The 11,909-nt window shown below is 68.0% G+C and carries 11 protein-coding genes and 2 pseudogenes; 6 read left to right on the top strand and 7 right to left on the bottom strand.

Annotated features, from left to right (window positions below; all coding sequences use genetic code 11):
• Positions 1 to 167: 167 nt before the first annotated feature.
• Complete coding sequence (locus OG310_RS06175; RefSeq protein WP_329454857.1) at positions 168 to 1,106, bottom strand: CPBP family intramembrane glutamic endopeptidase; 939 nt, start codon at positions 1,104 to 1,106, stop codon at positions 168 to 170.
• Between the two features lie 472 nt (positions 1,107 to 1,578).
• Between OG310_RS06175 and OG310_RS06170 the strand changes: the two genes are divergently transcribed.
• The gene (locus OG310_RS06170) at positions 1,579 to 2,793 is read left to right on the top strand and encodes a sensor histidine kinase (protein ID WP_329454856.1); all 1,215 of its coding nucleotides are present in this window, start codon (positions 1,579 to 1,581) and stop codon (positions 2,791 to 2,793) included.
• Positions 2,790 to 3,491 (top strand): response regulator transcription factor, encoded by a 702-nt coding sequence (locus OG310_RS06165; protein ID WP_329454855.1) that lies wholly within the window; start codon positions 2,790 to 2,792, stop codon positions 3,489 to 3,491. The genes OG310_RS06170 and OG310_RS06165 overlap by 4 nt, the downstream gene beginning before the upstream one ends.
• A gap of 686 nt (positions 3,492 to 4,177) precedes the next feature.
• Here OG310_RS06165 and OG310_RS38510 read toward each other — a convergent pair.
• From OG310_RS38510 to OG310_RS06155, 3 genes and pseudogenes are all read right to left on the bottom strand, one after another.
• Positions 4,178 to 4,306, bottom strand: a pseudogene (locus OG310_RS38510) (IS701 family transposase); the annotation flags it as partial.
• Positions 4,251 to 4,498 (bottom strand): annotated as a pseudogene (locus tag OG310_RS06160) (IS5/IS1182 family transposase); the annotation flags it as partial. The pseudogenes OG310_RS38510 and OG310_RS06160, both read right to left, overlap by 56 nt.
• Positions 4,499 to 4,554: 56 nt before the next feature.
• Positions 4,555 to 5,481 (bottom strand): LysR family transcriptional regulator, encoded by a 927-nt coding sequence (locus tag OG310_RS06155; RefSeq protein WP_329454854.1) that lies wholly within the window; start codon positions 5,479 to 5,481, stop codon positions 4,555 to 4,557.
• Between the two features lie 716 nt (positions 5,482 to 6,197).
• On the opposite strand from OG310_RS06155, the gene OG310_RS06150 reads away from it, so the two are divergent.
• A complete protein-coding gene (locus OG310_RS06150; RefSeq protein WP_329454853.1) occupies positions 6,198 to 6,608 on the top strand; it encodes a tautomerase family protein in 411 nt (136 codons plus the stop codon).
• Positions 6,609 to 6,709: 101 nt separating this feature from the next.
• On the opposite strand, the gene OG310_RS06145 is transcribed toward OG310_RS06150, so the two are convergent.
• Together OG310_RS06145 and OG310_RS06140 are read right to left on the bottom strand one after the other, a co-directional pair.
• Positions 6,710 to 6,838 (bottom strand): hypothetical protein, encoded by a 129-nt coding sequence (locus OG310_RS06145; protein WP_443078561.1) that lies wholly within the window; start codon positions 6,836 to 6,838, stop codon positions 6,710 to 6,712.
• Between the two features lie 42 nt (positions 6,839 to 6,880).
• A protein-coding gene (locus OG310_RS06140; protein ID WP_329460043.1) for an IS5 family transposase occupies positions 6,881 to 7,698 on the bottom strand; the annotation gives its coding sequence in 2 pieces (ribosomal slippage) (positions 6,881 to 7,356 and positions 7,356 to 7,698; 819 coding nt in all).
• A 622-nt stretch (positions 7,699 to 8,320) separates the two neighbouring features.
• Here OG310_RS06140 and OG310_RS06135 point away from each other — a divergent pair.
• A complete protein-coding gene (locus OG310_RS06135; RefSeq protein WP_329454852.1) occupies positions 8,321 to 8,905 on the top strand; it encodes a TetR/AcrR family transcriptional regulator in 585 nt (194 codons plus the stop codon).
• Positions 8,906 to 9,020: 115 nt separating this feature from the next.
• On the opposite strand, the gene OG310_RS06130 is transcribed toward OG310_RS06135, so the two are convergent.
• Positions 9,021 to 10,091 (bottom strand): aldo/keto reductase, encoded by a 1,071-nt coding sequence (locus tag OG310_RS06130; protein WP_329454851.1) that lies wholly within the window; start codon positions 10,089 to 10,091, stop codon positions 9,021 to 9,023.
• A 117-nt stretch (positions 10,092 to 10,208) separates the two neighbouring features.
• Here OG310_RS06130 and OG310_RS06125 point away from each other — a divergent pair, with 117 nt between their 5' ends.
• Together OG310_RS06125 and OG310_RS06120 are read left to right on the top strand one after the other, a co-directional pair.
• Entirely contained in the window at positions 10,209 to 11,042 is an 834-nt protein-coding gene (locus OG310_RS06125) for a helix-turn-helix transcriptional regulator (RefSeq protein WP_329454850.1), read from the top strand.
• A 617-nt stretch (positions 11,043 to 11,659) separates the two neighbouring features.
• A complete protein-coding gene (locus OG310_RS06120; RefSeq protein ID WP_329454849.1) occupies positions 11,660 to 11,824 on the top strand; it encodes a hypothetical protein in 165 nt (54 codons plus the stop codon).
• The last annotated feature ends 85 nt before the right edge of the window (positions 11,825 to 11,909 follow it).

The following is an 11,909-nucleotide window of genomic DNA, read 5'->3' as shown; positions in this document are numbered from 1 at the left end:
GGCCTTGGCGGCCGTGGCACGGTTCGCTTGTGGATCTTCCTGACGGCACAGGGCTGACCACCGCGTCCTCCGCCGCTCTCAAGCCGCGCTTCGCCCGCGCGAGACCGGGGGTGATCCGGGCGGTTCGCCGCCGATCTCGCGCTGAAGCTTGCCGGTGACGAACCGCTTCAGCCTTGCATCGCCTTCGCCATCTCGGCGCGGGTGAAGATCCGGCCCTGGCGCTTGGCAGCCCGTAGGAACAGCACGGTGGCCACGGTGCACACGAGGATGGCCGGGATGCTTGCTTCGGGGCCGAAGCTGCCTCCGGTCAGTGCGGCGGAGCCGCTGACGGAGGAGCTCAGCAAACCGCCGGATCCGTTCCCGGCGCCGGAGACGCTGGCCCCGAAGATTCCTTGCTCGGCCATGTTCCAGCCGAGGTGCAGGCCGATCGGCAGCCACATTGAGCGAGTGGCGGCGTAGACCGCACCGAGCATCATTCCGGCCTCAATCGCGATGGCCAGTGCGCCCCAGATCGTCGCGTCCTTGTTCATCAGATGCAAGCCGCCGAAGATCAGCCCGGAGACAGCGAGCGCCCCCCATGTGCCGGTCTTCTCTTCCAGTACCCGGAACAGCGAACCGCGGAAGGCCAGTTCCTCGGCGACCGCGACGCAACTCATCAGTCCCAGCGTGGTCAACGCGCCGCCGATCGAGCCCCAGCCACGTACGTGGTAGCCGCCGGCCACCGCGACCAGCGCGATGGTGACGCTGAACAGGCCGAGCCCGAGGACGGTGCCCACGCGCAGTCCGTACCGCGCTGTCCCGAGCGCCAGCTCCTGCGGCTTGCGGCGGCCCTCCAGATACCGCACCAGCCCCACATACACGGCCAGGGCGAGCCCGCCGGTGGCGACCCCGGCGATCAGGGCGGTCACCGGAGTGGCGTCGGCGGCGCTGTTGATCGCGCTGGTGATCCCGTCCACCGCGAGCATCGCCACGAACAGCACCGGCAGCCGCACCCACGCCGACGCCCCCCACCGTGCCCGGCGCCCGGTGCTCTCCTCGGTAGAACCGGGGCTGTGGACATCGTGACCGGCCACTCGCATCGGTGATGGCTGATGGTCCAGGGACATGGCTTCCTCCTTCAAGGCCCACTTGTCATAACGGGGCCCTTTCCGTTTCGGACACCGAGAAGCTACGGGCCACCACCTGTCCGGATCGTCACTGCAGGGTGGACACTTGCCGCACGCGTGGGTCCCCCGAGCGAGCTACCCGGCTGTCCTCTCCGGGGGGACGACACGCCTGCCACCAGGCCCTACGTTCACTGTGCGACGCTGTCCAGCGCGGTGGGACCGTGGTGCCGATGCCGGACGGGTCGTCATGGACAGGTGGCACCGGACGGGCGGGCAGGCTGCAGGCCATGGCCCGGCCTCCGTACCGCTCAGCGCTGGACCTATCGGATCGTGGATGACGATGGAAAAACGAACAACGCGCGAAGCGTCAGGCAAAGTGTCCCCGGCCACGACGGATCCCACAGCCCATCCTGACGGATCGGAAGACACGGGGCTCAGAGCCGGGGTCGGACGGCGGGCGCAGGACCGGGGTATGCGCGCCGGAGCGAATCCGGTGGCGGCGGCCGCCGCCCGGCTCACCCTGTGGTGGGAAGCGCGGCCCGCCGCCACCAGGGACCGCGAGTTCGCGCTCGTGTTCACGCTGCTGTCTTTCGCCGCGCCGTTGTCGCGGATCGGGGCGCAGTTCAGCGACCTTCCGGCCCACGGAACCTCCGCGGCGAGCGTACTGCTCACCCTGGGGCAGGCCCTGCCGCTCACGGTGCGTACCCGGTGGCCGGCCGCCTGCCTGGCGGTGGTGGGGGCCTCGTTCGCGCTCTACGAGTCCGTCGGTTACCCGCCGACCTTCGGGAGCCTGGGGCTGTACATTGCGTTGTACTCCGTGGGGGCCCACCAAGAACGCCTGCGGTGGCTCGTAGCGCCGGCTGTGACAGCCGGGTGCGTGGTCTTCGACGTCGCCTTGTACAGACTGGGTTCGCCCGAAGAGTTGACCGACTATCTGCTCCAGTACACGCTCCTGGCGGCGTTGTGGGGCCTGGGTGTCCTGGTACGCCGGTACCGGGTGCACGAGGCCGAGCGTCGGCGGCTGTCCGGGCAGGCGGCCATCGCCGCCGAACGCAGCCGCATGGCGCGCGAGTTGCACGACGTCGTGACCCACCATGTGACAGCGATGGTGGTGCAGGCCGGCGCGGCGCAGTACCTCACGGAGTCGCCGGCGCGCCTGCGCGAGAGCCTCGACGCCATCAACGGCACCGGCCGCCGTGCACTGGCCGAACTCCGGTTCCTTCTCGGTGTGCTGGAGGCGACCGGCGATTCGGCCCAGCACGGACGGTCACCGGTGCCGGGCCGGGTCCCTGATCTGGTGGAGCAGGTCCGAGCCGCCGGCCAGCCGGTCGAGATGGTCGAGGACGGCGAGCCGCCGGCCATGGCCATAGGCGCCCAGCTCACGGCGTACCGCGTCATACAGGAGTCGCTCACGAACGCCGTGAAGTACGCCAGGGGCCGGCAGACGCTGGTACGGCTCGCGCACACCCCTGGCTGGACGGACGTGACGATCACCACCGCCGGGGCCACCGACGGCGCGCCCACGGCCGCCGCCCACCGCAACGGCGGCCCACACACCTCGGGAGGCCGGGGCCTGACCGGACTGCGAGAACGGGTGGATATGCTGGACGGCGAGTTCACGGCAGGGCCCACCCCCGAAGGCGGGTTCCGCGTACACGCACACATCCCCGCAGGAGGCGCCGTATGAGTGTTCCGCCTGCCGCGATCAGGGTGCTGGTCTGCGAAGACCAGGCCCTCGTACGTGCCGGCTTCGTCACGATCCTCTCCGCCCAGCCCGACATGGAGCTGGTAGGGGAGGCGGCGGACGGCCGGACGGGAATCCGCAAAGCCGAGGAACTGAAACCGGACGTCGTCGTCATGGACATCCGGATGCCCCTGCTCGACGGAATCGAGGCCACCCGCCACCTGGCGGGCCCCGGCTCTCTCAGTCCCGCGAAGATCCTCGTTGTCACGACGTTCAATGTCGACGAGTACGTCTACGAGGCCCTCCGCGCCGGCGCCAGCGGCTTCATCCTGAAGGACGCCCCACCGCCGGAACTCATCAGCGCCGTACGGACGGTGGCCCGTGGCGAGTCCCTGCTGGACCCTGCGGTCACCCGCACCCTGATCGGCCGCTTCGGCGAACGCGTACGCCCGTCGGCCGCCGCCCCGTCACCTGAACGCGACCGTCTCAAGGCCCTCGCCCCGCGCGAACACGAGGTGCTCCTCCTCATCAGCGAGGGCCTGTCCAACGCAGAGATCGCCGCTGAGTTGATGATCAGTCCCGAGACAGTGAAGACCTATGTCTCCCGCATCCTCACCAAACTCGACCTCCGCGACCGCGTTCAAGCCGTGGTCCTGGCATACCGAGCGGGACTGGCGGGGGCCAGTGGCTGGACCGGCTGAGCTCCGCCGGGCCCCACGCCCACGGTGGCAACCTCGCCTCGGTGGTCTCCGAGCGAGTCACCAAGGTGACCGCTCCCGGGATGAAGCGCGACACCGCTGGTCCCTTGTTGGCTCCTGCGGGTCAACGCAGCCTCCCAACCAGGTGTCGACCGTTGGGAATTCATACCGTCCAGGCAGAGGCGCCCCTCGACACCGAGGGGCCCACCACCGTTCCTCGCTCCCATCCCGTCCGGCACGCTCTCTCCGCGATCTGCCGTAGTGCCTTCGGCTCTCGACTCATGGCCTGTGCCTATCCCTGTGGGCGCGCGTCGGCGGGAGATGCGCAAGCATTCTTGTCCGCGGGGTGAATTCTCTGCTTCCACTGCCTGATGATGCTCCGCGACGGCACCTTCTACGAACCCCGGTCGGCGGCCGTCACATGACCAGCTGCCAGGAGGACGTCTCGATCGGCCTCGACGTCGTAGCCCAGCACCGGATGGCCGTGATCGCCCAACGGATTCATCGGGACTGGTCTGCCCAAGAGCCGTCCGAGGCACCTGCCTAGCTGCGTCCTGCTGTCGACCACGGGCTCGGTACGTTGTTGCTTCGAGGGGTTTTGCCAGCTCCGCCGGCGAGGCCGAGGGCGGCTGCTCCAGGGGTTAACCCACAACACACTCGCGCCGCCCGTACTCGACGCCTTGCACCGGTTGACGCGACACTGACGCCGGCCGAGGACGCCCCCGGACCGCCAGGAACACCCCGATCCGGGAAGTCTCGATCCGGCCGGCAGTTCCCGAGTACTGTCGGCCCACCCCCGCCGACCGGACCCCCTTCTTCGTCGGGGCGGTGGTGCCGGGGCGTCGTCCTTTTTTCGGGACCCGTGGCCGGGCTTTGCGGGCGCCGGCCGCGTGCTGATGGGCCCGGCAGGATGTCGAATCGACCCCGACCATCGACCCGTCGACGCGGTCGATGAGCTCGGCGTCTGCCAGGACCGCCTGCAGGATCCGTTCCCAGGTCCCGTCCGGCGACGAACCGAACGGCCCTCATCCGGATACTCAAGCGAAACCGATCTCGAAGCTCCTGGTCAGGCCCACTCGCGGTGCTCCGCAACCAGGGTGGCGGTGGCTTCGCGTACGGCCCGGACGAGCGAAGCGACCAAGGCCGGCCCGAGGTCGCGTGCATGCGTGAGCGTCACGCGGCGGATCTCGGCGGGCACCCCGTGGATCCGATTAATGGTCACCCCGGGCGGAACAGCCAAGAGAAACTCTGCCGGCACCGTCGTGATTCCGGCGCCCTGGGCGACAAGTCCGAGCTTCGTCGCCCAGTCGCGGGTCCAGTGCCGCACTACCGGCCGTCCGGGCAGGCCCGGCCAGACACCGAGCTGAGGCTCGTCCTCGCTCGACTGGCTGGCGATCCACGACTCGCCCTCGATCGACTCCACGGTCACCGGGTCCGGCCCGGCGTGCCGACTGGCTGATGGCACCGCGAGCGCGAGCGCGGTCTCAGTGATGGTGTGCTGTTGCAGAGGCGGATGCTCCTGGTCGGGTGAACGGAACGGTGGACGCCCGGTGATCAGGGCGACGTCCAGCGTCCCGGCTCGCACCCCGCGGACGAGCGTAGGTGTGGCGCCCTCGCGGGTGGAGATCTCGAGATCGGGCTCCATCTCTCTCAGGGCGGCTATCGATCGTGGGAGGAGCGCAGCACCTGCCACGGAGACAGCGCCTATCCGAATCCGGCGCACCTGCCGGGGTTTGCCAGCAAGCATCCTCTCCGCCTGTTCGAGCGCGTCGAGGGCGATCACGATCTGGCGCAGAACGAGACCACCGGCGCGGGTGAGTTGCACTCCTCGTGGCACGCGCTCGAACAACGCCACACCGAAATCACGCTCCGCGGCCGCGATCTGGCGGGACACCGCCGACTGCGTGTAGCCGAGTGCGGCGGCGGCCGCCGTGAAGCTGCGGTACTCAGCCACAGTGCGAATGGTCTGAAGGGTGGACAACGGTAGATCCATGCTGAGCCAGCATAGGGGGGATGCGAAGCTTGCGCTGGTCGCATGGTGCAGGCGGACATAGCCTCGGGGTCATGACATGGAATGCGCCGAGAGGCGACGAAGCCCTCCGCGGGCGGCCGCCGCCGGCTCCTAGCGCGGGCGGCACGCGGAACAGGAGAAGATGAGCGTTCGGTTGACGGTCACCCGCGTCGCTCGCGGAAGACATGCCGGCTACCCCGCTGCTCTCGACGACGGCCGGCTTGTCGGCTCCGTTCAACACTCTTCTGCGGGCGCCGGACGTCGCCGTACGGCAACTCGATGAAGCCGAGGCGATTTCGACGTCCGACCTGAACTCGGCAGTACGCGAGATCGCAATCCTCACCGTAGCCGCGCGGTGGCGGGCTGAATGCATCCTGCAGCCCATAGCGCGGCCGCGCTTAGCGCCGGTCTGAAAGCCAACGCGATCGATGACCTCGTTGCAGCGCGCACTCCCGCGGGCCTCGATCGAACTGCTCGATTGGCCCGCGTGGCGCTCGCATTGGTCCCGGATCGCGACGTACCGGACGACCTGTACGGCGACTTCCTGTCGGAGTACGGCGAGAAGCGGCCGTCGTCCTCATCGGCCTGATCGGCCAGTACCCAGTCACGTGCGCTGTGTCGACGTGCTTCCGCGTCCCCGTGCCCGGCGCCCAACCGTGGCCCTAGTCACCCCACTTCTCCCCAACTGGAGGATCACCATGCCGCTCGTCGACGTCTACCTGCACCAAGGCGTGACCACTCGCGATCAGCGTAGAGCCATCTCTGACGCGATCCACGCGGCGATGGTCGAGACGCTCGTCATCCCTGACGATGATCGGTTTCATTACTTCCACGAGTTCCCGGAGGGCTCCGTGTTCCACGACGACGTCGTGTTCGGCCTCCCACGCTCGGAGCGGCTGATAGGCATCACGTTGTCGTTCAACGACCGCACGGCCGAAACAAAGAACGCGCTGTTCGAGTCGCTGGTGAAGCACTTGCTGCAGATAGCGGGGGTGCCCCGCGAGGATGTTGTCCTCCGCATCCTGGAGACCGCGCGCGAGAACTGGTGGGCAGCCGGTCGCGTGGTCGACCCCCACACCGGCTACGACGAGCGGATGACTGCCAAATGAACAGGACCGGCAATCGCTCCTCGTCCACTGATGCATGCGAGCAGCAGCACGTAGAGACACGAGTGACCGCCGACCGCGGGGACTAGGACTTGTCCGGGCGATCATGTGCGGAGCCGGATAACGAGGGTTGTTGCGGTGGCGGTGGCGGTGCCGAGGTAGACGTAGCCGCGTTTGTCGTATCGCGTGGCGACGGCTCGTGACTGATTGAGCTTGTTGATCGCTCGTTCCACGGTGCCCGCGTTTCTTGTACCGCTCCGCGTTAAGACAGTGTCCTATGTGGTGAGCCGAATGAGTCGTTTGTAGCAGCAGAGGGCGGCGGCGAGGCCGAGGAAGGCCAAGTAGTTGCGGGGATGACGTTCGTAGCGGTGGTTGAGTCTGCGGTAGCCGGTCAGCCAGGACATGGTCCGCTCGATGACCCATCGTCGTCGGCCTAATCGTTCGCTGGACTCGATTCCTTTGCGGGCGATGCGGACGCCGATGCGTTTGCCGCGGAGCCATCGTCGCAGGTCGCGCTGGTCGTACGCCTTGTCGGCGTGGAGCTTGCGGGGTTTGTAGTGCCAGCCGTTTTCGGGGTCGTGTCTCGTTTGGAGACCGGCGACCATCGCCTTCAGGCCCTGGCTGTCAGGGGTGTTGCCTGCGGAGACGCCGACGACGAGGGGCAGCCCGTTCGCGTCCGACAAGACGTGCATCTTGGAGCCCGGCTTGCCTCGGTCCACGGGGCTCGGACCTGTGAGTTCGCCCCCTTTTTAGCCCGTACGTGGGCGGAGTCGAGGACAGTGCGTGTGAGGTCGAGCAGTCCGCACTCGTCGATCCGATCCAGCACGGCCTCGTGGAGCCGGCCCCACACCCCGGCTCTCGACCAGATCAGGAACCGGCGATGCGCGGTGGACTTCGAAATGCCGAAACAGGGTGGCAGGGCCCGCCAGGCACAGCCACTGACCAGGACGTAGATGATCGCCGCGAACAGCGTCTCATCAGGCGTGTCCTGCGTCCCGCCGCCCTGCGGCCGCACCCTCGACGGCGGGATCAATGGCTCCGCGATCTCCCACAAACCATCCGGAACAATCCAACTCCACGTACCTCGCCCCATGTTCAGCTCAACGAGACGCTCCCACATAGGACACTGTCTAAGGCGGATGGCCGTCCGCCGCCGTGAGCCTTTGCGCAGGCGGGCGGCCTGGCTGTCGGTCTTTTCTCCGGGAGCGTGTGCCGGATACCCCGACGCCGCAGGTAGCGGCGGCAGGGGCCGTTGCTGAATGCCTTGTCCGCGGCAAGGCTGTCAGGCTTGCCCGCGGCCTGCCCGCAGTCGTGCGCGGGACGCGAATCTTCTTCAGCACCGCGTCGAACTGCGTGCAGTCCGCCCGCGGCCGCCGGTCAGTACCAGGAACAGCGGGCGGCAGTGCCCGTCTGCGCTCAGCGTCGGGTCGCTCCTCGTCGGCAGCGCGGAACTCGTCGATGATGAGCCCGCAGTATCGCCCGAATGCATGCAGGGCTCAGTCCGCAAAATGTTGACGGCGGACTGTGAGACCTCAGCCGAGACGACGAGCCGCGACACGAACACAAGAACGACAACGGTGGCCCTGTGCGTCAAGACCGAACGTTCTCCCTCAGTGTCGAGCCGTCGCGGAGCGTGCCCACCTCTCATGGGATTGCCGGGAATTCATGCGGAGAACTTCGAGATCGAACGTTCTGCCGTTTGTTAGGATCGCACCATGAGTCGGAGTACAGAAGGCGGCAACATCTCTGAGGCGAGAGCGCGGCTGCTCGGCACAGCAACCCGGATCTTCTACGCAGAGGGGATCCACTCGGTCGGCATCGACCGCATCGTCGCCGAGGCGCAGGTGACCCGGGCCACCCTGTACCGGCACTTCGCGAGCAAGGAAGAGCTCATCCTGGCGTACCTCGCACTGGCCGACCAGGGCATCCGGGCACAGATCGGCGCCGCCATGGCCGGCAGCCCGTCGGCAAGCGACCAGGTCTGGGCCGTCGCCAGGTCCATCACCGAAGGCATCCAGTCCCCCCAATTCCGTGGATGCGCCTTCCTCAACGCGGCCGCCGAGTATCCCGACGCCTCCCACCCGATCCACCAAGCTGTCCTGGCCCACCGGGAATGGTTCCTGAACACCGTCACGGATCTGCTGGCACAGATCGGCGACGCACCCGCCGACGCCGCTGGCCGGCACCTCGTCATGCTCCGCGACGGCGCGATGGCAGCCGGCTGTCTCTTCGATCCGAAACTGATCTCCGAGACCTTCCTGCACGGTGTCGATGGCGTCCTGCAGGCCCGCACCGCCTGAGCATCCGGGCTGAGCGCGACCGCCTCCAGTGCCGCGATGAACACCGGAGCGTTCCTCGTGCTTCAACAGCGACTTCCACCCGCGCCGTCAGGGGTGATGAGGCGCTGTTCCCGGGTCAGTGGCGGGTTTCGATGGTCATGTCGCCCGAGGTGACCGTGCGGATGTGGTCGCTGGCGAGTAGTGCGTGGGGGTTGCCGAGGTCGATGGTGCTGACCGCGTCGAGGCGAGCGAGCTGGGAGGGGGTGAGGCCGACCTGGAGGGCGCCCAGGTTGTCTTCCAGCTGTGCGACGGTGCGGGCGCCGATGATGGGTGCTGTCACGCCCGGGGCGTTCAGGGTCCAGGCCAGTGCGACCTGGGCGGGGGTGTGGCCCAGCTCCGAGGCCACCTCCTTCACCACATCGGCGATGGCGAGGGCACGTTCGGTGACGATTCCCAGGGCCGTGTTGAGGCTCCTGCGGCTGGCGGCGGTCTCGCCGGCGACAGGGCCGGCCGGGTTCAGGTCCTGCCTGCCGTACTTTCCGGTGAGGACCCCGCCGCCCAGCGGGGAGAAGGGCACCACGCCCAGTCCCATCTCGCGTGCCATGGGGATCAGGTCACGCTCCCCGGTACGCTCGATCAGGCTGTACTCGATCTCCAGTGCGGCCAGCGGCGACCAGCCCCGCAGATCGGCGATCGTCTGCATCCGCGATACCTGCCACGCCGGGGCGCTGGAGATCGCCGTATACAGCACCTTGCCCTGCCGCACCAGGTCGTCCAGGCCCCGCAGGATCTCCTCCACCGGCGTCCTGAAGTCCCATACGTTCAGGTAGAGCAGGTCGATGTAGTCCGTGTTCAGCTGCCGCAGACTGGCCTCCACCGAGGCGAGCATGCTTTTGCGGTGCGTACCTCCGGAATTGGGGTCACCGGGCCGGCGCAGCGTTGAATACTTCGTCGCCAGCACCAGCCTGTCGCGCTCGCTACGGGCGAACTCACCCAGCAGCCGCTCGGAACTGCCGTTGGTGTAGGTGCTGGCGGTGTCGAAGAAGTTCCCGCCGAGCTCGGTGTAGCGGTCGAACAGCCTGCGCGCCTCATCGCGCTCGGCGCCCCAGCCCCACTCGGTACCGAAAGTCGCCGCACCCAGCGCCAGCGGGGATACCCGCAGCCCGGAGCGGCCCAGCAGCCGATAAGTGTCGAGAGTCAGTGACATCGTGATCTCCTCAGCTCGTGATGCAATGTCGCCCACCAGCCTGCGAGCGCCAGCGGCCATGAGTAAGGGAAGGGGTTTCCTGGGAACACGACTCCCACCCAGCCTGTTGGAGAGGGCATGACGACCCGCACTGTGGACCCGGCCCAGGAACTTGCCGTGTTCCTGCGCGGCCGACGAGAGCGCCTCCACCCGCGTGATGTCGGCCTCCCTCTGCGCCGGCAGACCCGACGCACCCCCGGACTCCGGCGCGAAGAGGTCGCCGAACTGGCGGGAATCAGCATCGACTACCTTGTGCGGCTGGAACAGGCCCGCCCGCTGCGGCCCTCAGCCGACGTGGTCGAAGCACTGGCTGGCGCCCTGCGCCTGGCCCCCGACGAGCGCACCTACCTCTACGACCTCACCCGGCAGCACCCCCGCACCACGGCGAAGCCCCCCACCACGGCGGCACCACCGCTGACCCGGCTGGTCACGGACCTTTCCCCGCTGCCGGCCATGGTGCTGAACCACCGCTACGACATCCTGGCCTGGAATCCCGAAATGGCGAGGCTGCTCATCGATTTCGACACCCTGCCGCCCGAGCAGCGCAACGCGATGTGGCTGTGTCTGATCCATCCGGAAACACGCGAGTACTACGTCGACCGCGAACGCGTCGTGCGGGAGGCAACCGCCTACCTGCGCTCCGCGAGGGCCGCACATCCGGACGACCAGGTGCTGAACGAACTCATCGCCCAGTGCTTGACACAAAACGAGCAGTTCTCCGGCTTGTGGGCCGAGGGCGACGTCAAGATCAACGGCCGCGGGCACAAGGTGATACGGCATCCCGACGCGGGAGACATCGCGGTCCGTTTCGAGGTGCTCGTGCCACTTCAGAACCCGGACCAACGGCTGATGATCTGCCGCGCCGCGGACGGCGACAGCCAGACGGCACTGGAGTGGTTGCACGCACGGTGATGGTGCTGTCGCGCTCCATCGCGGAGCACACCGGCCAGTTCACCATCGCGCACTCCCACCACCCTGATCGCATGCCGCGGGGGGTTGCTGACGTGGCGTCATCACTCCTTGTTTCAGGGCAGTTTGGTCCGGTGCCGTACCGTCTGCGTTCACCGAGGCCGCGAGGACGGGCAGGTCCGCCTGCCGGACAGCAATTCGGGGGAAGCGACGATCCCACCCGGCCCCATCTGTCCGCGCATCGCGGATCACTCCGGCAGGCAGTGGCCACCCTCGGCTCCCCGTTCTTCGACTGGCCCGCCGTACGCCCCGACGAAGCCGGAGTCTTCACTGCCGCCATGATTGCGATGACGCACGGTCTGGCCCGCGTCCGGGCAGAGGTACTGGACGATCCTCGATGAGGACCTGGAGGTCGTCCGCGTGGCCGATCACTGGCTGCGGAACCTTCGGTTTGGCCGGGACCGGGCCGAGCTGACGACGAAGTCGTACGTCGGCGGTGTGGCGCTGTATCTGCGCTGGTGCGCCGCGACCGTCCACCGGTGGCCTGAAGCGGGCCTGGATCTGGGCCTCTTCATGCTCTGGCTGAATACATCCCCGCTCCCCGGGACGGTACGGTCGCGGTGGCGCAGCCCGGCCCGGGTGCCGCGCCGGTGCGGGGCGAGCGGCGGATCAACCGGGTGCTGGTCGCCGTGCGGGGGCTGCCTGCGTACGCCGTCTCGGACGGCGCGGCACTGCGCGGCGTCGCGGGGCAGATCTACGGAGTGGCGACAAGCTGCCCGTATTGATCGTCTCGCCGGGCCTCGTCCGGACGTACTTCGTCGAAGCGATCGAAGTCGCGGACCTAATGCCGCATCAGCGAACCTTCGCCCC

It is taken from the genome of Streptomyces sp. NBC_01497, from assembly GCF_036250695.1.
Lineage (GTDB): Bacteria > Actinomycetota > Actinomycetes > Streptomycetales > Streptomycetaceae > Streptomyces.
This window is presented reverse-complemented; position numbering and strand designations above follow the sequence as displayed.